This is a genomic window from [Clostridium] clostridioforme AGR2157, from assembly GCF_000424325.1.
GTDB lineage: Bacteria > Bacillota > Clostridia > Lachnospirales > Lachnospiraceae > Enterocloster > Enterocloster clostridioformis_A.
Genome location: NZ_AUJR01000027.1, coordinates 26,134 through 50,326, shown reverse-complemented (window position 1 = coordinate 50,326; position 24,193 = coordinate 26,134). Strand labels below are relative to the sequence as shown.

At 52.6% G+C, this 24,193-nt stretch carries 20 protein-coding genes; 2 read left to right on the top strand and 18 right to left on the bottom strand.

The window, feature by feature from the left end; all coding sequences use genetic code 11:
• Nucleotides 1-11: 11 nt before the first annotated feature.
• Together G614_RS0112405 and G614_RS0112400 are read right to left on the bottom strand one after the other, a co-directional pair.
• Nucleotides 12-920, bottom strand: a complete 909-nt coding sequence (locus G614_RS0112405) for an ABC transporter permease (protein WP_027642202.1) — start codon at nt 918-920, stop codon at nt 12-14.
• A 9-nt stretch (nt 921-929) separates the two neighbouring features.
• Nucleotides 930-1,877, bottom strand: coding sequence for an ABC transporter permease (locus tag G614_RS0112400; RefSeq protein ID WP_027642201.1), 948 nt, complete (start codon nt 1,875-1,877; stop codon nt 930-932).
• Between the two features lie 323 nt (nt 1,878-2,200).
• Here G614_RS0112400 and G614_RS0112395 point away from each other — a divergent pair, with 323 nt between their 5' ends.
• A complete protein-coding gene (locus tag G614_RS0112395) occupies nt 2,201-3,274 on the top strand; it encodes an aminotransferase DegT (RefSeq protein WP_027642200.1) in 1,074 nt (357 codons plus the stop codon).
• A gap of 97 nt (nt 3,275-3,371) precedes the next feature.
• Here G614_RS0112395 and G614_RS0112390 read toward each other — a convergent pair whose 3' ends face one another.
• From G614_RS0112390 to ftsH, 9 genes are all read right to left on the bottom strand, one after another.
• Entirely contained in the window at nt 3,372-4,109 is a 738-nt protein-coding gene (locus G614_RS0112390) for a GntR family transcriptional regulator (RefSeq protein ID WP_027642199.1), read from the bottom strand.
• 136 nt (nt 4,110-4,245) lie between these two features.
• Nucleotides 4,246-5,007 (bottom strand): nucleoside phosphorylase, encoded by a 762-nt coding sequence (locus G614_RS0112385; RefSeq protein ID WP_027642198.1) that lies wholly within the window; start codon nt 5,005-5,007, stop codon nt 4,246-4,248.
• A 92-nt stretch (nt 5,008-5,099) separates the two neighbouring features.
• Nucleotides 5,100-7,925, bottom strand: a complete 2,826-nt coding sequence (gene uvrA / locus G614_RS0112380) for an excinuclease ABC subunit UvrA (protein ID WP_027642197.1) — start codon at nt 7,923-7,925, stop codon at nt 5,100-5,102.
• Between the two features lie 682 nt (nt 7,926-8,607).
• On the bottom strand, nt 8,608-9,588 hold the full coding sequence (locus G614_RS0112370) for an ABC transporter permease (protein WP_027642195.1): 981 nt from the start codon (nt 9,586-9,588) through the stop codon (nt 8,608-8,610).
• Nucleotides 9,589-9,600: 12 nt separating this feature from the next.
• Entirely contained in the window at nt 9,601-10,728 is a 1,128-nt protein-coding gene (locus tag G614_RS0112365) for an ABC transporter permease (protein ID WP_027642194.1), read from the bottom strand.
• Nucleotides 10,721-12,253 carry an ABC transporter ATP-binding protein gene (locus tag G614_RS0112360; RefSeq protein WP_027642193.1) on the bottom strand — a complete coding sequence of 511 codons (1,533 nt, stop codon included), beginning with the start codon at nt 12,251-12,253 and terminating at the stop codon, nt 10,721-10,723. Before G614_RS0112360 ends, G614_RS0112365 begins: the two co-directional genes overlap by 8 nt.
• Before the next feature lie 127 nt (nt 12,254-12,380).
• Complete coding sequence (locus G614_RS0112355; protein WP_027642192.1) at nt 12,381-13,664, bottom strand: BMP family ABC transporter substrate-binding protein; 1,284 nt, start codon at nt 13,662-13,664, stop codon at nt 12,381-12,383.
• Nucleotides 13,665-13,915: 251 nt separating this feature from the next.
• Nucleotides 13,916-14,200: a DUF6809 family protein gene (locus tag G614_RS0112350; protein WP_027642191.1), complete on the bottom strand. Its 285-nt coding sequence runs from the start codon at nt 14,198-14,200 to the stop codon at nt 13,916-13,918.
• A gap of 214 nt (nt 14,201-14,414) precedes the next feature.
• Nucleotides 14,415-16,292 carry an ATP-dependent zinc metalloprotease FtsH gene (ftsH, locus tag G614_RS0112345; protein WP_027642190.1) on the bottom strand — a complete coding sequence of 626 codons (1,878 nt, stop codon included), beginning with the start codon at nt 16,290-16,292 and terminating at the stop codon, nt 14,415-14,417.
• A gap of 211 nt (nt 16,293-16,503) precedes the next feature.
• On the opposite strand from ftsH, the gene G614_RS0112340 reads away from it, so the two are divergent.
• A complete protein-coding gene (locus tag G614_RS0112340; protein WP_027642189.1) occupies nt 16,504-16,998 on the top strand; it encodes a MarR family winged helix-turn-helix transcriptional regulator in 495 nt (164 codons plus the stop codon).
• 487 nt (nt 16,999-17,485) lie between these two features.
• Here G614_RS0112340 and G614_RS0112335 read toward each other — a convergent pair whose 3' ends face one another.
• The 7 genes from G614_RS0112335 to G614_RS0112305 form a co-directional block, all read right to left on the bottom strand.
• On the bottom strand, nt 17,486-18,244 hold the full coding sequence (locus G614_RS0112335; protein WP_027642188.1) for an amino acid ABC transporter ATP-binding protein: 759 nt from the start codon (nt 18,242-18,244) through the stop codon (nt 17,486-17,488).
• The gene (locus G614_RS0112330; RefSeq protein ID WP_027642187.1) at nt 18,234-18,926 is read right to left on the bottom strand and encodes an amino acid ABC transporter permease; all 693 of its coding nucleotides are present in this window, start codon (nt 18,924-18,926) and stop codon (nt 18,234-18,236) included. Before G614_RS0112330 ends, G614_RS0112335 begins: the two co-directional genes overlap by 11 nt.
• Before the next feature lie 222 nt (nt 18,927-19,148).
• Nucleotides 19,149-20,018 carry a basic amino acid ABC transporter substrate-binding protein gene (locus tag G614_RS0112325; RefSeq protein WP_027642186.1) on the bottom strand — a complete coding sequence of 290 codons (870 nt, stop codon included), beginning with the start codon at nt 20,016-20,018 and terminating at the stop codon, nt 19,149-19,151.
• A 126-nt stretch (nt 20,019-20,144) separates the two neighbouring features.
• On the bottom strand, nt 20,145-20,990 hold the full coding sequence (locus G614_RS0112320; protein WP_027642185.1) for a bifunctional 5,10-methylenetetrahydrofolate dehydrogenase/5,10-methenyltetrahydrofolate cyclohydrolase: 846 nt from the start codon (nt 20,988-20,990) through the stop codon (nt 20,145-20,147).
• 295 nt (nt 20,991-21,285) lie between these two features.
• Nucleotides 21,286-22,254 carry an ABC transporter ATP-binding protein gene (locus G614_RS0112315; protein ID WP_027642184.1) on the bottom strand — a complete coding sequence of 323 codons (969 nt, stop codon included), beginning with the start codon at nt 22,252-22,254 and terminating at the stop codon, nt 21,286-21,288.
• A gap of 1 nt (nt 22,255) precedes the next feature.
• Nucleotides 22,256-23,293 carry an ABC transporter ATP-binding protein gene (locus tag G614_RS0112310; RefSeq protein WP_027642183.1) on the bottom strand — a complete coding sequence of 346 codons (1,038 nt, stop codon included), beginning with the start codon at nt 23,291-23,293 and terminating at the stop codon, nt 22,256-22,258.
• Nucleotides 23,293-24,192, bottom strand: coding sequence for an ABC transporter permease (locus G614_RS0112305; RefSeq protein ID WP_027642182.1), 900 nt, complete (start codon nt 24,190-24,192; stop codon nt 23,293-23,295). Before G614_RS0112305 ends, G614_RS0112310 begins: the two co-directional genes overlap by 1 nt.
• Nucleotide 24,193: the final 1 nt, after the last annotated feature.

Here is a 24,193-nt window from a genome sequence, read left to right as displayed (position 1 = left end):
GTGTTCATCCATCAGCTCTTCAAACGCGGGTCAAGGGCATCTCTCAGTCCGTCTCCCACCAGGTTAAGGGCCAGGATGGTGAGCATGATTCCCATGCCGGGGATGATGGTGACATGCCATGCGTCGCGGATATAGCTTCGGGCGTTGGACAGCATTGCTCCCCACTCAGGGGTGGGCGGCTGGATGCCAAGTCCCAGGAAGGAAAGTCCTGCGATGGAAAGGATGGCTCCCGCGATTCCCAGGGTCACCTGTACGATAATCGGCGCCATGGAATTGGGAATCACGTACTTGATGATAATGCGCCAGTCGCTGCAGCCAATGGAGCGGGCCGCTTCGATAAACTCCTGGTCCTTCACCGTGAGCACCGATGCCCGGACCGTCCTGGCAAAGGTGGGCACATAGGAGATGGCAATGGCAATCAGCACATTGGTGATGCTGGTTCCCAGAGCCGCCACGATGGCGATAGCCAGAAGCATGGATGGAATGGCCAAAAGAATATCCATAATTCTCATGATCACATTGTCAGCGGTCTTGCCGTAGTACCCGGCAAAAGCTCCCAGTAGCCCGCCGAAGATACATGAAATAATGATGGCCACGGTTCCCATAAACAGCGAGTACCGGACCGCCCACAGCATGCGCAGCAGCATGTCCCTGCCGAACTCATCCAGTCCAAAGGGGTGTATCAGGCTTGGTCCCTGAAGACGTCCTCTCAGGTCCTGCTTTACCACATAATTCAGGTAAATGGATTTGCCTGTGACCGCATCAATGATAATGGTTGCTATTGCTATGATAACCAGTGCCAGGATAAAATACATGCCAATCATGGCCAGCCGGTTCTTTTTGAATCTGCGCCATGCCTCGCCCCACAGGGAGCGCTGGTCGCCTTCCGCTTCCGCGGCAATCAGATGTTTCTTTCCCATGAACTGCACCTACTTTCTCTTGTATTGTAATTTAATTCTCGGGTCCACAAAGGCGTATATGATGTCTACCGCCAGATTGACCACGGAAAACATGATTGCCAGAAAGATAACAGACCCCAATACCATGGGAATATCTTTTGACTTGATAGAATCCACCATGAGACGTCCCAGGCCCGGCCAGGAAAATACGGTCTCTGTCAGCATGGCGCCTCCCAAAAGAGTGCCAAACTGAAGTCCCACTGCCGTGATAATCGGAATCATGGCATTCTTAAGCATATGGCGTGTGGTGATTTTCTTATCGGAAACGCCCTTTGCCCTGGCAGTGTCTATGTAATCCTGCCGGATAACTTCCAGCATGGATGAACGTGTCATACGCGTAATCATGGCTGCAGCCCCCGTGCCCAGCGTCACCGCCGGAAGGACCAGGCTTTTGATGAGAGGTATGAATCCCTCCCCCATTCCCTGTGAAGGCAGCCATCCCAGGGTCAATGCGAACATAATAACCATCAGCAGGCCGAACCAGAAGTTAGGCATGGCCACGCCAATCAGCGAGAGCAGCATGGCTGTATTATCCATCAGGGAGTACTGTTTCTTGGCGGAAATGATTCCCGTGGGAATTCCAATCAGAATGGCTACCAGGATACCTGCCACTGCCAGCACCGCTGTGTTAGGAAACCGCTCCATGACCTGTGACCATACGCTCAGGTTATTTTTATAGGATGTGCCCAGGTCGCCGTGAAGCATGTTAATCATGTAATGTCCGTAACGGACCAGCAGAGGGTCGTCCAGTCCCAGCTCCTTCCTCTTCATGGCCAGTGCCTCGGCTGATGCCTGGTCACCCAGGATGATTGCCGCCGGGTCGCCCGGTGACAGGTTCAGAATGAAAAACACAATGAACGTCACGCCGATGATGACCGGAATCAGCATAAGCAGTCTTTTTAACACATACTTGTACATTTTTCTCTCTCCAATCCTCGTGTATTTGCTGCATTAACGCAGCGAAGCAAAATACATATTTCACGACCCCCACAGGGGTTTGAAACCAAAATAATAAAAAAGAAGCCTTAGGATTTGAAACTCCCTCGCTTCATTCAAATTATAAAACAATATATCAATATTGTCAACAATCATTGTTCAAATTTTACACTCTAAATATTTTGTCAACATTTCTATTGTGCTTATTTTCAAATCTATGCTATAATTGTCTTTATATTAAATCTAAGTGTCTCTCTGTGGCGCACACGCCATAGAGCCTGCACATGCTTGGGAGGTAAGAAAAATTGAAACAGATTGGCGGATTTTTTACATATGAACCACTGCCCGAAACCCAGAACCATTATCTGGAAAACCTATGCCCGCCAGGGGGCAGCCTGCGCTTTTTCATGTCCGGCAGATGTGCCAACTACTATGCGCTTCAGGATATCTGCCTGACCGACACCAGAAAGGTGGCCTATGTGCCTGTCTACACCTGTGAGACAGTCCTTGCCCCTTTCCTGAAAGCCGGCTATGAACTTTTATTCTACGATGTATCTAAGGATTTGACACCCATCTTCGACGAAAGGGTCCTGGACCGCATCAGCGTCGTCAATCTCTGCGGCTATTACGGCTTTTGCAGCTACGACAGGGAATTTATACGGAAATGCTCTGAACGGGGCATCATTATTGTGGAGGATACGACCCACTCCCTCTTCTCATCTGACGGTGTTGACCCTCACTGTGATTACGTGGTGGGCAGTATGCGGAAATGGATTGGAGTACCGGCCGGCGGATTTGCCATTAAAAGGAAAGGCAGCTTTTCCCTTCCCGTCCTGCCCCCTGACGAGACCCATCTTTCCATGCGCAGTATGTCCATGAGAGGCAAACAGCAGCTTCTGCAATCAGGAAATCCCGACCCCCAGGCCATACAGAAGTTCAATGATACCTTCTGGGACGCCGAGATGATGCTGCGCCGCATCTTTGATTCCTATGGAAGCGACCGGGATTCAGAGTATATCATACGGCACTATGACTTTGAGCAGCTGAAACAGAGACGCCGCGCCAATTATCAGTATCTTCTGGATCATATGCCGGAACACCCCCAGCTTACCGTGATATTCCCGGTTCTTAAAAAAGCCGCTGTTCCCAGCCACTTTACCGTGTATGTAAAGGACAGGGACATGGTTCAGTCCTATCTGGCCGGACGCAGCATCAAGACCACCACCTATTGGCCCCAAGGCCCCATGGTGGACACCGAAGGCCATGGCGACGCGGCCTACATTTACAGCCATGTGATGTCCTTTACCTGCGACCAGAGATACGAAACTGAGGATATGGAGTATATCTGCAGACAGATAGAGGACATGCCTGAAAAATAATAAAAAGCGGAAATACCGGAACGTGATATAATCGTATTCACGTCCTGCATTTCCGCTTTCCCATGTCCGCTCTAATTCTTTTATTCAGCATCCCCAATTACACATGATAAAACAGTTCCTGGTTCTTCATCTTCATTCCAATCCGGTAAATTCTCTCACCGTTGGCTATGTAGTGGGTATTGATTGCGCTCCTGGACTGTTCAAGGTTCCCCCGCTGCAGGATTTCTAAAAGCCATTTATGCTCCAGATAGTTGTTTCCCCGCCGTCCTGCCTGGGCAGCAATATCTTCCTGGTCCAAATCCGCCTGCATTTCAGATACATATTCATTGATTTGTTTGATGGTGTAGAACATGGCTCCGTTTAAGGGGCTCAGTGTCTCCCACAGACTGGTCAGGCGCTCCATCTGGCCTGATAATAAAATCTGTTTATGGAATATCTCATCATACTTGATGATTTTCCCCATGTCGTCCTCTGCCACAGCCTCCTTCATAGCCAGTACCGCATCCTCCATGAGAAAAATGCTGTCGCTCAGCAGACGTCCCCCGCACCGCTCCAGGGCCAGGTTTTCCAGGTTGCCGCGCAGAAAGAATATCTCATAGGCGTCCTTGGGCGAAAGCATGGAGACAGAGTACCCTTTATTGGTCTCATAATCCAGAAATCCCTCGTACATCAGCTGCTTCAGCGCATCCCGCACCGGCCCCCGGCTCATTCCCAGCTTTACTGCTATATCATTTTCAACAAGCTTTTCTTTCTGGGCCAGCTTCCCCTGAAGAATCTGTTCCCTCACATAATCTGCTGCCACCTCTGAAAGACTTCGTTTTTTTTCCTTATCCATTACACTCCCCGCTCCTAGCACTGCTCTTTAACCTGTCCATTATAACGTAGGCCCTGCGCAAATGTCAAAGGATTTTCAATATCCATGACATTTTATGCAGCAGTTCAGACGGCTCATCTTACCATGGCAGTTCGGATCACAGTTCCTTTCCCAGTGCAACCGCCAAATCCAGTATCTTCTGCTTTACATCCCTCTGGCTCTCATTGGCCAGACTCCGCATCTCCCACACGTCATTATCCAGATTGTCCGCGCTGTAAAAAAACTGGCTGACGGACCGGTTCCTGAAACGGGCCAGGGCCGCTATGGCAGCACATTCCATCTCCACGCAGATACAGCCCTCCGCCTTCCTGCGGGCCACCTTATCCCTGGTCTCCCTGTAGATTCCGTCCGTTGTCCACACTTTTCCCACTCTGTATCTGATTCCTGTCTGTGAGAAAAAGCGGGTCATTCTGTCCAGGGAAGACACGTTCACTGCAATCTCGTCTCCCGGCTCCGCGTAATGATAGCTGGTGCCTTCATCCCGCACAGCCCGGTCCGGCACAATGACGGAACAGTCCTCCAGGCTTTTGTCCAGCACGCCGCAGGTTCCGAATACCAGGTTTTTCTCCACCCCCATGGCAAACAGCTCCTCATACTGGCTCACAACAGCCGGCGCACCAACCAGGCTCATGATTAACCCCAGTCCGCCTGCCGTCCCATCCAGACAATAAAGCGGCAGCGTCCCATTGGTACATCTGTAATAGCCCGCCGTTTTACCGCCGTATTTCTTCGCACCATACTCCACCAAATCATCCGCAAAACAGGTAATAACCGTTTTCGGACAACCATCCAGTTTTTGGACAATATCCACCGGGTTGAAGACTGCTTCCTTTGTTCTGTCAAATTCTTCCAGTTTCATAGAGAATCTCCTTTCCTGCCCTCTTAACAAAAAGGCGGGGATTCACCTCAGCCCCGCCGCCGCGCTCCGGCCGCTCCCGGCCGTGACTGTTGTCAATTCAGATATTTCTTTACATACATTCCCGTATAGGACACCGGACACCGGGCCACTTCCTCCGGTGTTCCCTTGGCTATGACCGTTCCGCCCTTGTCCCCGCCTTCCGGACCAATGTCGATGATATAATCCGCTGTCTTGATTACATCCAGATTGTGCTCAATAACCACAACCGTGTTGCCGCCCTCCGACAGCCTGTGAAGTATATCAATGAGCTTATGGACATCTGCGAAATGGAGTCCTGTGGTGGGCTCGTCCAGGATGTAAATGGTCTTTCCCGTGCCTCTCTTGGACAGCTCCGTGGCCAGCTTGATTCTCTGGGCCTCGCCGCCGGACAGCTCCGTGGACGGCTGTCCCAGCCGGATGTACCCCAGTCCCACGTCATACAGGGTCTGTATCTTCCTGGTGACAGAGGGTACATTTTCAAAGAACTTAAGAGCCTCCTCCACGGTCATATTCAGCACATCGTAGATGTTCTTTCCCTTGTACTTCACGTCCAGGGTCTCACGGTTATACCGTTTGCCGCCGCAGACCTCACAGGGCACATATACATCCGGCAGGAAATGCATTTCAATCTTGATGATGCCGTCTCCGCCGCACGCTTCGCATCGTCCGCCCTTTACGTTGAAGCTGAACCTTCCCTTGCTATACCCCTTTGCCTTGGCGTCCGGGGTGGAGGCGAACAAGTCCCTTATGAGGTCGAATACGCCTGTGTAGGTAGCCGGATTGGACCTGGGAGTACGCCCGATGGGCGACTGGTCGATGTCGATAATCTTATCCAGCTGCTCCACGCCCTCGATGCACTTGTGCCTGCCCGGTATGGTTCTGGCCCTGTTTAACTTCCTTGCCAGGGATTTATAAACGATTTCGTTCACAAGAGAACTTTTTCCGGAACCGGATACACCGGTCACACACGTCATGATTCCCAGGGGAATGTCCACGTTGATGTTCTTTAAATTGTTCTCCGCCGCGCCCTTTACCGTAATCCAGCCCGTGGGCTTCCTTCTCTCGGCAGGCACCGGAATCTTCAGGCGCCCGCTTAAGTAAGCTCCGGTAATGGAATCCGGGTTCTTCATGATTTCCTCGGCCGTTCCCATGGCAATGACCTTTCCGCCGTGCTCTCCCGCACCGGGTCCGATGTCCACGATGCAGTCCGCGGCCCGCATGGTGTCCTCGTCATGCTCCACCACCAATACGCTGTTGCCCAAATCCCGGAGATGGGTCAGCGTCTTAAGGAGCTTGTCATTATCCCGCTGATGGAGCCCGATGCTGGGCTCGTCCAGGATATAGGCCACTCCCACCAGGCCGGAGCCTATCTGGGTAGCCAGACGGATGCGCTGGGCCTCGCCGCCGGACAAAGTACCCGTGGCCCGCGACAGGGAAAGATAATCCAGCCCCACGTCAATGAGGAAGCATATCCTGGCCCTGATTTCCTTCAGAATAGAAGCGCCTATGGTCTCCTGCATGGGAGTCAGCTTCAGCCCGTCCATAAATTCCTTAAACCGGACAATGGACATGTTGGTAGCTTCATATATGTTCATCCCGCCTACCGTAACCGCAAGGGACTCCTTCTTAAGCCTCTGACCCTTACAAACCGGGCAGGGGGTAATCCGCATATATGTCTCATATTCCGCCTTGGACGTCTCGGAAAAAGTCTCCTTGTAGCGGCGGTTTACATTCTCAATCAGGCCCTCAAACGCCACGTCATAGACGCCTTCGCCTCTCTGGCTCTTGTAGCGGACCTTCACCTCCCGGCCTCCGGTTCCGTATAACAGCACGTCGTGGATTTCCTTGGGATAATCCTGGAAAGGCGTATCCAGCCTGAAATCATAGGCTTCAGACAGCGCCTCCAGGATTGCCCTTGTAAAGCTGCCCTTGTCCGCGCAGGACTGCCATCCCATAACCACGATTGCGCCCTGGTCTATGGACAGCGACTTATCCGGAATCATCAGGTCCTCGTCAAATTCCATCTTATAACCCAGTCCAAAACACTCCGGACAGGCTCCGAAGGGATTGTTGAAGGAAAAGCTCCTGGGCTCCACCTCGTCAATGCTGATTCCGCAATCAGGACAGGAAAAGCTCTGGCTGAAATTCACCGGCTCGCCGCCGCTCACATCCACCATCATCAGTCCGCCGCTCAGAGCCATGACCGTCTCTATGGAATCCGTAAGCCTTTTCTCAATGCCTTCCTTCACAATCAGACGGTCCACCACGATTTCAATGTTGTGCTTGATGTTCTTCTCCAGCCTGATTTCCTCTGAGAGCTCATAGAGGCTTCCGTCAATGCGGACCCTCACATAGCCGCTCTTTCTGGCCTGGTCCAGCACCTTCACATGCTCGCCCTTGCGCCCTCTGACCACAGGGGCCAGCAGCTGGATTTTAGTCCGTTCAGGCATGGACATAATCTGGTCCACCATCTGGTCAATGGTCTGTTTGTGTATCTCCTTGCCGCATTTCGGACAGTGGGGTATACCGATTCTGGCATATAAAAGTCTCATGTAGTCGTAGATTTCCGTGACCGTTCCCACAGTGGAACGGGGATTCCGGTTGGTGGACTTCTGGTCAATGGAAATGGCCGGTGACAGCCCCTCTATGCTCTCCACATCCGGCTTCTCCATCTGTCCCAGGAACTGCCTGGCATAGGAAGACAGGGACTCCATATAACGCCTCTGCCCTTCTGCATAAATGGTGTCAAAAGCCAGGGATGATTTACCCGAACCGGACAGTCCCGTAAGGACCACCAGCTCATTCCTTGGTATATCCACGGAAATATCCTTCAGATTATGCTCATTCGCCCCGCGGATTTTAATGTACTGCTTTGCCATCGAACATGCTCCTTGTCTTTTATCTTGATTGGTTTGAGTCCACGCCTGATATTATTGCAGAATACAGCATGTGCAGTGCGCAGTAAACATGCGTGGTTTCTTTATACGATTCATCCCGCCGCCTTGGAAGGCCGTGAAATGCTTCTGGTAAAATGTTCTTCCTGCATAGCGCTGATACACAGCGCTGACAGTCTCTAGTATAGCACATCACCTATGTATTTGCAAACGTTTGTTCGATGAAATGCTGAAAAATTACTGGAACCTCTTCCAGCAGACCCCTGGCGTAGCTCCGACATTTGGTGCGCATCCTTTCCAATGGGGCCGAACAGGAGGGAGGGAACTCTGAAATCCGCCATGGCCTCCAGGTCCATCCGGTACATATTTCCCCACAGAGGCGCATTGACCGCATAGGAGGCTGTTTCCTCCCGATCCGCTCCTTTGCAGTAGCTTAAATCCGAAATCCCGCAGCAGTAATTGCGCTTTCCCAGACAGAGACCGCAGGTGTCCTCCGCCGCCTTCCGCAGCAGTGACCATACACCACATCCCCATGTAAAAAAGGCCCTCCCGCGCCGGTTAGATATTGATATTCTATCCGTCCTATGGGAGGGTCCTTTTTGTTTTTCACTTATCTATTTCGTTTACTGCCCGACTTTTCTTTACCTTATATCTGTCTCTCAACTCCCTACCGCTCTTCCCTGAAATACGGAAGTCCCAGGCTCTGGGGCGGCTGGTATTCCCTCCTCTTTCTCAGGCTGGTTATAACCAGGACCACAATGGTGACCACATAGGGAAGGGCCTTGAATATCTCCTGAGCTCCCCTGTCCAGACCCGGTATATACAGGTAAAGGATGTAGAGGCCGCCAAACAGGATAGAACCCCAGATGGCATTGACCGGTTTCCACAGGGCGAAGATAACCAGGGCGATTGCCAGCCAGCCCCTGTCACCGAATCCGTTGTTGGTCCAGGTACCGCCGGAGTATTCCATAACAAAGTATAATCCGCCCAGGCCGCTGATGCCTCCTCCGAGGCAGGTGGCCAGGTACTTGCAGGCTGTTACATTGATGCCCGCAGCATCTGCCGTGGCCGGACTCTCGCCCACAGCCCTCAGGTTCAGTCCCCGCCTGGTCTTAGCCAGGAAAAACGCCAGGGCCAGAGCCAGGGCAACTGCCAGATAGGTCAGAAATCCGTAGGAGAAGAAAATCTGTCCAATGACGCCCAGCTTGGACAGTCCGGGAATGGGGGTCTTGTAGGCAGCGCCTGTCACTGCCACGGAAATCTGTCCCACGCCCCCTGCCAGCTTTGCCAGGGAACCGCCGAAAAAGTTGCCGAAGCCCACGCCAAAGGTGGTAAGGGCAAGACCGGTCACATTCTGGTTGGCCCGCAGCGTGATGGTCAGTACACTGTATACCAGTCCTCCCAGGGCAGCGCACACAAAGGCGCACACAAAGGAAATTAAGAGTCCCACCGGACCGCTTGGATTTGCTGTCCCGTTCTCATACAGGAAGGCTCCGATCAGTCCGGCGATGCCGCCCATATACATCATGCCGGGAATACCCAGATTCAGGTTGCCGGATTTCTCCGTCATGATTTCTCCCAGGGCTCCGTAAAGGATGCCGATGCCCTGGCCGATTGCTTTTTGAATAAATATTACCAAAAAACCCATATTTTAGCCTCCTTATGACAATTTAGCCCCTGCTTCTTTCCGTTTGCTGCTAATTCCCACCTTGAAGTTGATGAAGAATTCACAGCCCAGGATGAAGAAGAGGATGATGCCTGTTATTACATCAGAGGCATTTTCATTCAGGTTAAACTGGGAGGCAATCTGCCCGGCTCCCTTTTGCATGAATACCAGGAAAAATGAGACCAGAACCATAGCAAATGCATTGAACTTGCTGAGCCATGATACGATGATGGCCGTGAATCCCCTGCCGCCAGCCGTGCTGGTGGAAATGGTATGGCTGGCGCCGCTGACAATGATGAAGCCTGCAATGCCGCAGATGGCGCCGGACAGGGCCATGGTGCGGATGATTACCTTCTTTACATTGATTCCCGCGTATCTGGCCGTGTTCTCGCTCTCTCCCACAACCGCGATCTCATATCCCTGCTTGCTGTACTTCAGATAGATGAAGATGGCCAGGGTCAGAGCCAGCACGATCACCAGGTTCCAGCCGTATTCCAGGCCGAAAAGCTTTGGAAGCCATCCTCCCTTTGTGGAGGAGTTGATGGTTCCCACGGAGTTGGATCCCTTTGGATTCTCCCAGAAAATGATGCAGTATGTGATGACCTGCATGGCCACATAGTTCATCATCAATGTAAACAGTGTCTCGTTGGTGTTCCAGTATGCCTTGAAAAATGCCGGGATAGCTGCCCAGACCATGGCTGACAGGGCGCTTCCTAAAAGCATCAGGGGAAACAGGACCAGGGGAGGCAGTGAATTGCCAAGGTAAATCATCATGGCCGCGGATGTGACGCCGCCAATCAGTACCTGACCCTCTGCTCCGATGTTCCAGAACCGCATCTTGAATGCAGGCGTGATGCCGATTGCGATACAGAGCAGCACCAGAGTATCGCGAATGGTCATCCAGGTGCGCCTTTTGGTACCCACTGCCCCATCAAAGATTCCTTTATATACCTCCAGGGGATTAAGCCCTGTCAGGGCATAGATGACCCCTGCGCAGACCACCAGTGATAAGAGGACCGCTCCCAGCCGGATGGCCCAGGCCTTCCACATATCTATCTCATCCCTCTTGGATATATGCATCAGAGGTTCCTTGTTGGATACTGCCGTCATCTCCTTACTCACTTAATCCACCTCCTGTCCTGGTCATCATCAGCCCCACCTGTTCCTTGGTCGCTGTCCTTCCGTCCACAACACCGTTTACCTGTCCTGCGCACAGCACCAGGATACGGTCGCACAGCTCCAGAAGCACATCCAGGTCCTCGCCTACGCAGATAACGGCCGCTCCCTGTTTCTTCTGCTCATTGAGGAGATGATAGATGGTGTAGGATGAGTTGATATCCAGTCCGCGGACCGGATATGCCACCATAAGCACCTTGGGATTGGAAGAAATCTCCCTTCCCACCAACACCTTCTGGACATTGCCCCCTGACAGCCTGCGCACCGGGGTGGTGACGCCGGGAGTCACGATTTCCAGTTCCTCTATGATCTGCTCCGCCAGGCTTTTTGGCGTCTTTCTGTCCGTAAAGAAGGAACGTCCCCTACGGTAGCCCCTGAGCATCATATTGTCCGTCATGTCCATTGCGCCTACCAGTCCCATACCCAGACGGTCCTCCGGCACAAAGGAGAGCTTTACCCCCAGCTTATTGATGGCTGAGGCGCTCATGCCGGACAGCTGCTTTTCGCCGCCCTCCGGCGGATAATAGGTGATGGTGCCGCCTGTCATGGGCTGAAGTCCCGCGATGGACTCCAAAAGCTCCCTCTGGCCGCTTCCCGCGATACCGGCAATTCCCAGTATCTCACCGCTGTAGGCAGTAAAGGAGGCATGGTCCAGGGTTGTCACCCCCTCCTTGTCCACGCAGGTGACGCCTTCCACCACCAGGCGGCGCTCCGGATTCACGGGATCCGGACGCTCGATGTTCAGGCTTACCTTCTTGCCCACCATCATCTCGGTCAGGGATTCCTCGGTGGCGTCTGCCGTGTATACCGTGCCGATATACTGGCCCTTGCGCAGTACGGACACCCGGTCTGACAGCGCCAGAACCTCGTGCAGCTTATGGGTGATGATAATGATGGAGTGGCCTGCCTCACGCATGTTGCGCAGCACGGCAAACAGCCTGTCCGTTTCCTGGGGTGTCAGAACCGCTGTGGGCTCGTCCAGGATCAGGATATCCACCCCGCGGTACAGAAGCTTTACGATTTCCACGGTCTGCTTCTGGGATACGGACATGGTGTATATCTTCTGGCCCGGGTCCAGCTCGAATCCGTATCTGGCTGTCAGCTCATTGATTTTGGCGGACACAGCCTTCATGTCCAGAACTTCCCTTCCCGACAGTCCCAGGATAATGTTCTCAGCCGCTGTCAGAACATCCACCAGCTTGAAATGCTGGTGGATCATGCCGATACCCAGAGCAAAGGAGTCCTTAGGCGAACGAATGGTAACCTCCTTTCCGTTTACGAATATCTGCCCCTCATCCGGGTAGTAGATACCGGAAATCATGTTCATCAGGGTGGTCTTTCCGCTTCCGTTCTCACCCAGGACGGACAGGATTTCCCCCCTTTTCACAGACAGGCATACCTTGTCGTTGGCAGTTACCTTGCCGAACCGTTTTGTGATGTTTTTCAGTTCTATTGCGTATTCTTCGCTCACCCGGCAAACCTCCGTTCTTTGTATTTGGCCATGTTGAATTGTCTCGTGGAAAAAAGCGGAGCCAGATATGAATGGCTCCGCTTTTACAGCCTTTAATTTCCAGCGGGAAATTATAGCACCTGCTATCTTAGTTGTCGATTGTGGTGATGCCGTCAATCAGGATATCAAAGGAAGGTGCGGAACCGAACTCTGACTCATGGAAATATCCGTCGGAGATATACTCGATGTCGCTGCCGTCCTTCTTATATGTATCCAGTGTCTTGCCGCCAACGGTCCATGTGGAGGTATCGAATACATGAAGCTCTCCGGATGCCAGCTTGGCCTCTACTTCATCCACCTTCTCCTTTGTTCCGGGTGCCACGGCTGCCTCGTTCAGCTCTGTAATCAGCACTGCGCCGTCAGAGAAGCCCTTGCACCAGTCAACCGGAATCTCGGTTCCGTCAATGACATGCTGTACAGCCTCAGTCACATATGCGCCCCAGTTATTGGAAGCAGATGTAAGAGCCTGGTTTGGCGCAGTTGCAATCATGGAAATGTTGTAGCCCACGCAAGGAACGCCTGCCGCTTCACATGCGGTAGGAGCGCCGGTGGTATCTGCGTGCTGGCTGATCAGAACACATCCGTCGGAAATCAGGGCATCAGCTGCTTCCTTCTCCAGGTCAAAGCTTGCCCAGCTGTTGGTGTACTTAACTTCCATGGTAGCGTCCGGGCATACGGAACGCACGCCTAAGAAGAAGGAGGTGTATCCGCTTATAACCTCAGCATATGGATAAGCTCCTACATAGCCAATCTTGCAGGCATCCTGCTTCACGGTTCCGTCCTCTATCATTTGGTTCAGTTTCAGTCCGGCCACAACACCGGATACGTAACGCGCCTCGTAGATGGATGTGAAATAGTTGTGCATGTTGCTCAGGCCGCTGGAAGCTGCCTGGAAGCCGGTTGCATGGCAGAACTGGACATCCGGATATTCCTTTGCCGCCTCAATCACATAGGACTCATGTCCAAAGCTGTTTGAGAATACAATCTGGCATCCCTGGTCCGCAAGGTCCATGGCTGCATCCTTTGCAGTCTCATCCTCAGGGATATTCCACTTAACAATAATCTGGTCATCGTTCAGCCCCAGAGCTTCCTTCATCGCCATGGCGCCGTTGTAATGAGCGGCTGTATAGCCCTCATTCTCATCGCCTATGTAGACAAAGCCGATCTTTAAATCTTCCTTGGCAATGCCGCCTGTGGCCGGTGCTTCTGCGGCCCCGGTCTCCGCGCCCTCTGCTGCCGCAGTTGTCTCAGCCTCAGCTGCTGTGGTCGCGGCTGCAGCGGCGGTCTCTGCTGTGTCAGCTCCGCCGCAGGCTGCGAGTGATACTGTCATCACACCTGCCATGGCTACGCTTGCTAACTTTTTTAATTTCATAATACTCTCCTCCATGAAGTGTAGTTCGCAGAACACGATTAAAATACGTCAGGTACTGGCTGCTCCATTACACCTGACGTTCCATCGTTGTCCTACCCATTAAAAAGTAACACAAATACGAGTTAAGTATATCCACTTTTTCTTCTATTGTCAATATTAACCAGGAATTTTGACCCATTTTTACACAATAAGACAGGATTGCTTTTATTTATCAGCAATCCCGTCTTTCACTCTTAAGCCATGCTTATAATTTAGCTGCTTTCCGCTGCATTTTCATAAAATACTTCACACATAACACCTGCGCCAATGCGGAACCCATCCGTAAAACACTGGGTCTTCTCAATGAATGTAAGCTCCAGGTAATGTTCCATCAGAAGGTCAAATTCCTCCTTCATGTCCCGGTCCAGCTTGTCGGTAAACCGGTTGAAATCATCCATGGACTGCCTGATCAGTGCATCGTATTCCGCGTTGCCGCGTATGATATTTTCCGCCGGGCATAAGTCCCCCCTGTACAACTGCTGCAAAATCTTTCCCATACCTTTTTCCTGCCTTTCTTCTGTCGTATTATTTTCACAGAAAGGCGGGGGCCGTCACGCCGCATTCTCCATCCGCTCTCAACTCATTCTCTCATCAACCAATCATCTTCTCTCATCATCTATAAAGGATATACGCAGCGCGGGGCTATGGCTCCCCCACCTGTCTATATATCCAGAATAGCACAGCCCATGGTCAAATGCAACTAAACATATCCTATTCTCCCCGGACCTGCTCTTCTCCTGCGCGGTTGAAGATTTCCATGAATTCGTCTCCCGTGATGGTTTCCTTTTCCAGCAGATAGGCGGCTATCTCATGGAGCTTTCCTTCATTTTCCTTAAGGATGGAAAGCGCCTTTTGGTGCTGCTCCTTCACGATGGACACCACCTGTTCGTCTATGCGCTTTGCCGTGTCGGGAGCGCAAATCATGGATGTGTCTCCTCCCAGATACTGGTTGTTCACGGTTTCCATGGCCACCATGTCAAACTCATCGGTCATGCCGAACCGCGTCACCATGGAACGGGCAATCTTGGTAGCCTGCTCAATGTCGTTGGACGCGCCTGTGGTAATGGAATGGAAAATCAGCTCCTCCGCCGCCCGGCCGCCTGTAAAGGTGGCAATCTTATCCAGCGCCTCCTCCCTGCTCATAAGGTAGCGCTCTCCCTGGTCCACCTGCATGGTATATCCCAATGCTCCCGATGTCCTGGGTATAATGGTAATCTTCTGAACCGGAGCGCTGTGGCTCTGGCAGGCGGCCACCAGCGCGTGGCCCACCTCGTGATACGCCACGATTCTGCGCTCCTTCTGGGAAATAACCGCATTTTTCTTCTGGTAGCCGGCAATGACCGTCTCCACGCTTTCCTCCAGGTCGGCCTGCACCACGGCGCTGCGGCCCATGCGCACTGCCCTCAGGGCCGCCTCGTTTATGATATTGGCCAGCTCCGCGCCGCTGGCGCCTGCCGTGGCCCTGGCAATGGCATTGTAATCCACATCATCCGACATCTTTACGCTTTGTCCATGAACCTTTAAGATAGCCTCGCGTCCCTTTAAGTCAGGCAGCTCCACCGGCACTCTGCGGTCAAATCGGCCGGGACGCAGCAGGGCCTTATCCAGGGACTCCGGACGGTTGGTGGCAGCCAGGATGACCACGCCCTTCTTACCGTCGAAACCATCCATCTCCGTCAGCAGCTGGTTCAGGGTCTGCTCACGCTCATCGTTTCCGCTCATGCCTCCGCCGTCGCGCTTCTTGCCGATGGTGTCAATCTCATCGATAAATACGATACACGGCGCCTTATCAGTGGCCTGCTTAAACAGATCCCTGACCTTGGCAGCGCCCATACCCACAAACATCTCCACGAATTCAGAACCGGATATGGAGAAGAAGGGGACATGGGCTTCTCCTGCCACAGCCCTTGCAAGGAGCGTCTTGCCGGTTCCGGGAGGGCCCACGAGCAGTGCTCCCTTTGGAAGATTTGCTCCTATATCCGCATACTTCTGCGGATTGTGAAGGAAGTCCACGATTTCCTTTAAGGCATCCTTGGCTTCCTCTTCCCCTGCCACATCGGCAAAGGTGATTCCCGTCTCATTCTCTGCGTATATTTTTGCATTGGACTTTCCGAAGGTCATGGCATTGCTGCCGCCCATGCGCTTGGAAAGCATGCGCCCCATGATATTTCCAATGACCACAAACATAAGAATCGGCGCAACCCAGGACATCAGGAAGCTTAAGAGCGGGGAAGCCTTTGTCTGGATTTCTCCTGTAAAATTCTCCACATCCGCATTCTGCAGCCGCTTAACCAGGTCGTCCCCAGGAATCGGCCCTGTCTTATAACTGACATTCCACTGCTTCTGATCCTTTTTCGTAAACTGAATCTGTGATTCCCCATTGCTGACATACACATCCTTCACATTTCCGGCATCCAGTTCCTTCAGGAACTCGCTGTACGGCACTTCCACGGAATGCTCCATCATGGGAAATACCAGGGCATTTAACACCATCACTACCAATATGACCAGGAAATAATAGTAAATGAACGGCTTTTTAGGCGTGCCGCTTTTTAAGTTTCTATTTCCACTGTCTTCATTCGCACCCATACCAGGTCTCCTTTTCTTAATTCATACTCATAGGCGGGGATATGCGCCTGATTACATCTGCACTCTTTTCCCGCTGTCACCATGTAAGATAATACCATTTGCAACTTTTGTCAATGGTTAATTGTAAGTTTTTATTTACTTTTAATATTTATTGACTTTTTTCCTCAGGTATGATAAAACGGTTACAGAATATAGCGAGGAGGTAATCGGCATGAACCGTGAACCAGCAGACAGCAGACATGTGGGGGAACATTTCATGGAATTTGCCATCGAATTCTTTAACCTGGCAAAGAACAGCTACCACCAGCAGAACCAGATACGGGCGAATTCCGCTGCTTTCCAGGTCCTGATGCAGTTAAACCAGCCGGGCAGGCAGGCGCCCACCATGTCGGAGATGGCCCTGCAGCTGGGCATTACCAAACAGCAGCTGACCAAGCTTATCAATGATCTGGAAGAAAAGAACCTGGTCCGCAGACAGCACGGCTCCATAAACCGGCGCCATGTATACCTGATGATTACGCCGGAAGGCTCATCCATCATGAAGCAGCTGAGGGAGGCCATGCTGGATTGCACCGTGTCCCGCCTTTCCTCGTATAATCAGGAGGAACTGGCGCAGCTGGACGACTGTCTGATACGTTTGGGCTCCCTGTTGGAGAAATTCGCTGCCGCGGAGGATACATCCTGCGGGGATTTTCCTGAGTTATAAAAGTATGAAAGCAGCTGGTACTGGTACGCGGACGCATGTGGGAATCCGCGTCCGTGAGAGGCGGGAACGCAGGGCGGGCGGTGACCGTTTCCGCAGTGGGAGAGACTAAGGCGCAAGGGACAGGAAAACCCGGGGACCGCAAAAATTACGCCGGACTCCTGATGAGTCCGGCTCCATGTTTGCTTTGCTCCGGGCGTGGAGCGCCCTGCGCAACCCCTGCTTTTCCTGTCCCTTCCACCTAAGTCTCTCCGAACTGCTCCAAAGTCACCGCCCGCCCTGCGTTCCCGCCTCTCACCCACTGCATTTTTCCGGCGTCCGCTGTTCATCCCCCGCTGCGAAAAGAAATAACATGCCATCAACCCCGGCATGCCATTTTTCTTCTGTTTTGAATATAAACGATGCAGGCGCAATGATACGCAGCGGGTTCCGCAGCCCGCATTCCGGTACAACCCTGTCCTAATCTTGCATCATTTATATCCACATCTCTTTACAATACCTTGCTCAGGAAGGACTTCAAACGCTCGTTTTTGGGGTTGGAGAAGAATTCCTCAGGTGCGGCTTCCTCCATGAAGTGTCCCTCGTCCATGAACATGACCCTGGTGGCCACCTCCCTGGCAAAGCCCATCTCGTGTGTCACCACCACCATGGTCATCTTTTCCCTGGCCAGGTCGCGCATTACACTCAGTACCTCTCCTACCATCTCCGGGTCCAGGGCGGAGGTGGGCTCGTCAAACAGCATCACATCAGGCTTCATGCACAGAGCCCGGACTATGGCAATACGCTGTTTCTGGCCGCCCGAAAGCTGGCTGGGATATGCGTGGGCCCTGTCTGCCAGTCCCACTCGTTCCAGAAGCTCCATGGCCTCATCCTCGGCTTCCTTTTGTCCCTTTCCCTGAAGCTTCATGGGAGCAATGGTCAGATTCTTCATGATATCCATGTGGGGAAAGAGATTAAACTGCTGGAATACCATCCCCATTTTCTGGCGGTGCTTGTCAATATCCGTCTTGGGGTCCGTGATGTCAGTGCCCTCAAAGAAGATATGCCCGCTTGTGGGCTCCTCCAGCAGGTTCAGACATCTGAGGAAGGTGCTTTTGCCGGAACCGGAAGGCCCTACCACAAAGACCACATCCCCCTTGTGAATATCCACCGTAATTCCCTTTAAGACATCAATGGAGCCAAAACTCTTTCCCAGGTTTTGCACCCGGATTAAGGGCTGTCCGTTAAACATTCCTGAATTACCGCTCATTCTGTCTCAACCTCCTTTCCAGTATCTGTATCAGCTTTGTAAATATCATTACAATAATAAGATAAATAATGGCAACCGCAATCAACGGCATAAAAGCACTGTACGTCCTGCTTCGGATGATGTCCCCGCCCTTGGTCAGATCCTGGATGGCAATGTAGCCGGAGACCGAGGTCTCCTTTAACAGGGAAATAAACTCGTTGCACAGAGTGGGGAGCACTGTCTTGAAGGCCTGGGGCATGATGATGTACCACATGGTCTGGGCATAGTTGAAGCCCAGGCTGCGGCCCGCCTCCATCTGTCCCGGATCAATGGACATGATGCCGCTTCTGAATATCTCCGCCACATAGGCGCCCGAGTTGATCCCAAAGGCCAGGATGGCCACTATGACCTTGTCTACCCTGACGCTTCCGAATACCACGAAGTAGATGATTAACAGCTGCACTACCACAGGTGTGCCGCGGATTACGGTCAGGTACACTTTACAGATAGCATTGAGCACCTTAAGCTTATGGGTCTTCTCATAGGTGGAACGTATCATTCCCACCAAAAATCCCAGTACAATGCCCATAAGACAGGCAAAAAAGGTAATAATCAACGTTGTCTTGAGGCCCTCGGTCAGATATTTCCACCGGTTGTCCGCCACAAAGTTCAGGTAAAACGCATCTGTAAATGTCTTCCACATGCTCATCATCCTCTGCTCTTTCTTTATGATTCATAAGGCAGGGCAGATGCCCTGTTCCCCTTTTGTCATACAGTCAAAAACTGCCGCCCTGCAGGAACGGGGATGCGGTGCTGCATTGCACCTCCCTTTCTGCAGCCTGCGGCAGTCTTATACCGGCTGTCTTCCTGTATACGCCGGTACCATCATGTCTGTCTTAAGTCGGCTATTCCATACCCTGTACGATTACTCAGCCTTGATATACTTAGCTACGATTTCGTCCAGTGTCCCGTTGTCCTTCAGGGTCTTAAGGGCGCCGTTGATTTTCTCCAGCAGCTCTGTGTTGCCCTTCTTTACAGCAATGGCATACTCTTCATCGGTAAAGGACTCATCCAGAATCTTCAGTCCTTCTGTCTCAGCAACAAAGGTCTTGGCGGGCTCTCCGTCGATTACAACCGCGTCAATCTTGCCCTGGCTCAGTGCCTGAACAGCCTCAAAGCCCTTGTTGTAACGCTCTACCGTGGTTCCGTCAGCTTCCAGGTCAGATACGTAGATATCGCCTGTGGTTCCCAGCTGTACGCCTACGATTACACCCTTTAAGTCATCAGGAGAGACAATCTCGCTGTCCTCTGTAACGATGATTTTCTGGGATGCCTTTGCATAGGTATCGGAAAAATCTACGGACTGCATACGGTCTTCCGTAACAGTCATGCCGGCCAGACCCATATCAGCCTTACCGGATACAATCTCAGGAATAATAGAATCAAAAGCAATGTCCTCAATCTCCAGCTCCATGCCCAGCTCATCGGCAATGGCCTTTGCGATTTCCGCATCAATACCTACGACGGCATCTCCGTCATGATACTCGTAAGGAGGGAACTCTGCGTTGGTTGCCATGATAAGCTTGCCGCCTGCTGCATCCTTAGCTGCCTCAGTCTCAGCTGCCTCTGCGCTGGTCTCATCCTTGCTCTCGGCTGCCGTGGTATCCTCTGCCTTCTCCTCTGTTGTGGCTGCTGCTGTATCGGCTGCTGCTGTATCTTTTGCACCGCCGCCGCAGGCTGTCAGGGAAGCTGCCATAAGTGCTGCCATGGTGATCGCTAAAACCTTCTTCTTCATAATAATATTCTCCTCTTTTCTTTTATGCATCAAACTGCATAACTATAAATGTATTCAACATTTTATATTATAATGCATTTTTCTAGTTTAGCAAGAGGAAAATACGGGAATCAGCAAAGATTCCATCTAATTCCTTCTCTGTCTTTGGCCTGCAAGCACCAGATGCTTGGCCAGCACGGCCGTGGTCACTGCCCCAACGCCTCCCGGCACAGGCGTTGCCATGGATGCAAGGGTCTCAATGGACTGGAAATCCACATCTCCGCATAATTTTCCATTTTCATCCACATTAATGCCCACATCAATGACAATGGCATCCTGCCCTACGTGGCGGCCATCCAGCATTTTGGCCTTTCCTGCTGCGGCCACCAGGATATCAGCCCTGCGGCACTCTGCCTCCAGGTCCCTGGTCCTGGTGTGACAGATGGTGACCGTGGCATTTTCCTTCAGCATCAGCATGGACAGTGGGCGGCCCACCACCATGCTGCGGCCCACTATGGACACGTTCTTTCCTGTCATATCAATCTCATTGGCCTTCAATAACTCTATAACCGCCTCGGCGGTACATGGCGCAAAACCGGTTTTGTCCCCTGCAAATACCTTGGCAATATTAGCCGGGGAAATCCCGTCCAGGTCCTTTTCCGGGTCAATCATCTTCTCTATGTCCGTCTCCGCAATCTGCTTTGGCAGCGGACGGAGCAGGAGTATCCCCGACACATCCGGGTCACGGTTAATTGCACTGAATTCAGCCTTGAATTCGCTGTCGCTTATCTGTTCCGGGAACACATAAGTCTGGACCCGCAGGCCGAAGTTCTCCATCTTCTTCACGGCCCCCCGTTCGTAGGACATATCATCCGGTTTTTCCCCCACCCGCACAATGGCCAGCTTCGGAGCCGGGCCTTCCAGGCCTTCCATCATCTGCGTTACCTGTTCCTTGATTTTTGCCGAAACCTCGGCGCCTTTTAACGTTTTCATTTTCCTTCTCCTTCCCAGAGAGTGCTTTGGCTCACCCACATCCATTCCATGCCCATGCCAAAACCAATCCTCCGCAGCCGCCTGCCCCTGGCATACGGTACTTTGCAGTAGTCTGATTATACCATGTAAGTTCTCAGGCTGCAAGGGCTGCTGCCGTCGGCGATGTCACCCGATTCTCCCACTCCCCAGCAACCGCCGCAGGTACGTGACACCCCGCAGCTTGGGCTGCCGTCAATACCAATAACCCCAGCACAAAGAAGCGCTGGACAAGGCAGCTGAACCAGCCCCTCATGTCTTAACTCACTCTGTGGCAGGCCACCCTGTGCCCCGGACGAATCTCCCTCAGTTCAGGAGCTGACACACGGCATTTGTCACAGGCGTAAGGGCAGCGGGTATGGAACACACATCCCTTAAATTCGTCGGTGTGCATTGGCAGTTCCCCCTGAAGGGATACTCTTCTGTCCTTCTTGTTAAAATTCGGGATGGAAGCAAACAGGGCCCGGGTATACGGATGAAGAGTGTGTGCAAAGAGCTCGTCAGTGCCGGCCTCTTCCACCAATGTGCCAAGATACATGACACCAATGCGGCTGGAGATATACCGCACCACGCCAATGTCATGGGATATGAACAGCATTCCCAGATTCATCTTCCTTTGCAGTGAGGTCAGCATGTTCAGAATCTGGGACTGAATGGACACGTCCAGCGCTGAAACCGGCTCATCGCAGATAATCAGTTTTGGCTCAATAATCAGCGCCCTCGCAATGCCCAGGCGCTGTACCTGGCCCCCCGACAGTTCGTGGGGATAACTGAAGTAGTAATCATCCGATAACCCGACCATCTCCAGTATCTCCAGCACCTTTTGGCGCCGTTCTTTTGTATCCCCCATCCCCTGGACTATCTGCGGCTCCTCCAGCAAAGCCCCGATTCGGGAACGGGGATTGAGGGAAGATAAGGTATCCTGAAAGACCATCTGCAAATCCCGTCGCAGAGGGCGGAACTCACCATCGCTCAGCCGGGTCAAATCGCGGCCTCTATACAGAATCTCACCCCTGTCGGGTTTTACCAGCCCCAGTATGGACCGTCCGGTGGTGCTTTTTCCGCAGCCGGATTCCCCAACCAAACCATAGGTCTCACCTGCATAGAGCTCAAGAGACATATTGGACACCGCCCTCATGTATGTTTTGGGAGGAAACAGCTTGCCCAGAGGGCCGTAAACCGGGTAGCTCTTCTGAAGGTTCCTCATCTCTAAAAGTGGTGTTTTCATTTTATTCCACCTCCTGTTGCGGAGTGTATTTCCAGCATTTTGCCTTATGTCCCGGGAACACCTCCACCGATGGAGGATTTTGCGACATGCAGCGCTGGCCGGCGTATGGACAGCGGGTGCAGAAACGGCAGCCGTCAGGCACATTGGACAGGGGAGGCACCACGCCGGAAATCACGTGCAGCGGCTGGCTGCGGTCTGAATCCAGACGGGGGATGCAGTCCAGCAGGCCCTGGGTATATGGGTGCAGGGGCCGGGCAAATAATTCTTCTGCCTGGGCCTCTTCCACAAGATTCCCCAGATACATGACGCGGACGCTGTGACAGAGCTGGGCCATGGCCCCCAAGTCGTGGGTGATGAACAGGACCGACATCCCCATCCGTTCGTTCAGTTCTGCGATCAGGTTCAAAATCTGCTCCTGTATGGTTACATCCAACGCCGTGGTCGGTTCATCGGCAATCAGCAGTTTCGGCTCACAGGAAAGGGCCATGGCAATCATCACGCGCTGCTGCATACCGCCGGACAGCTCGTAAGGATACTTTCTCATACAATCCTCCGGATTTGGTATGCCTGTCAGATGCAGCAGCTCCCTGCACCGTTCCTTTGCCTGCTGTTTCGTCATCTTCTTATGCAGAACCAGCACCTCTGACAGCTGTCTGCCCACGGTGTGCACCGGGCTTAGGGAGGTCATGGGGTCCTGGAAAATGACCGAAATCCGGTTTCCCCGTATCCCACGCATTTCAGCCTGGGACGCCTTTAAAAGGTCCTTTCCCTCAAACAGTACCTGGCCCTCATATCTCACATCAGAATCATATTCCCGCAGGCGCAGGATTGACTGGGACATGACGCTTTTGCCGGAACCGGATTCTCCTACAACGCCCACGATTTCGCCCGGCCTGATGCTCAGGCTCACTCCGTCCACCGCAGTCAGGACTTTTTTCCGGGCCGTAAACTTCACCCTCAGATTACGGATTTCCAGCAGTGTCCCTGCTTCATTTGCCATTTTATTTCGCATTCTATTTTGTATTTCTTCTGGTTTCATTATCGCTTCTTCCTCCCTGACGTACGCGGGTCAAAGTAATCCCGCAGTCCATCCCCCAAAAGATTCAGGCTGAGCACGCAAAGCACCACTGCCAGACCCGGAAATATGACGGTCCACGGCGCTTTCTGGAGTACCTGCTTGCTTCCCTGCAAAATGTTGCCCCAGCTTGCGGCCGGAGCAGGGATGCCGGCCCCCAGGAAGCTCAGGGACGCCTCGGAAATAATTGCCTGCGCAAAAATGAATGATGCCTGAACCGTCAGGGGAGAGATTACCCCCGGCAGAATCAGTTTCCGGAGAATGCGCCCGCTGCCTGCCCCCTGAACCTTGGCTGCCTCCACATAGGGCTGTTCCCTGGTGACCAGGGCGCTGCTGCGCACAATCCGCGCAACGCTGGGGGTGTACACGATGGTCAGAGCTATAATTACGTTCAGATTGCTTGCTCCCAGCGCGGCCATAAGTGCTATAGCCAGCAGCACGCCGGGTATGGCTATCAGACCCTCGCAGATACGCATTAGGATGTGATCCAGGATTTTGAAGTAACTGGCGTAAATACCGATGACCGTGCCCAGGACACTGGACAGCAGAGCCACGGTGCCGCCTACTAAAAGAGAGACTCTTGCCCCGTAGAGCACGCGGATCATCAAATCGCGGCCAAATTCATCGGTGCCAAAGGGATGTTTGGGACTTGGCCCCTTGAGACGGTCCGCAATGGCCATTGCATTGGGATCCACGTTGGCAACAGCGGGAATGATTATGGCGGCTGTCACAATGAGAATGAAAACAGTAAGCCCCATAACCAGCCCCGGGCTGGAAAAAAAGCGCTCACGCCGAATCTGGCGCTGTTCACGGAGGATGTCCGGGCTTGTCTGATAATCCGTTGTGGTATTTGATATTTTCACG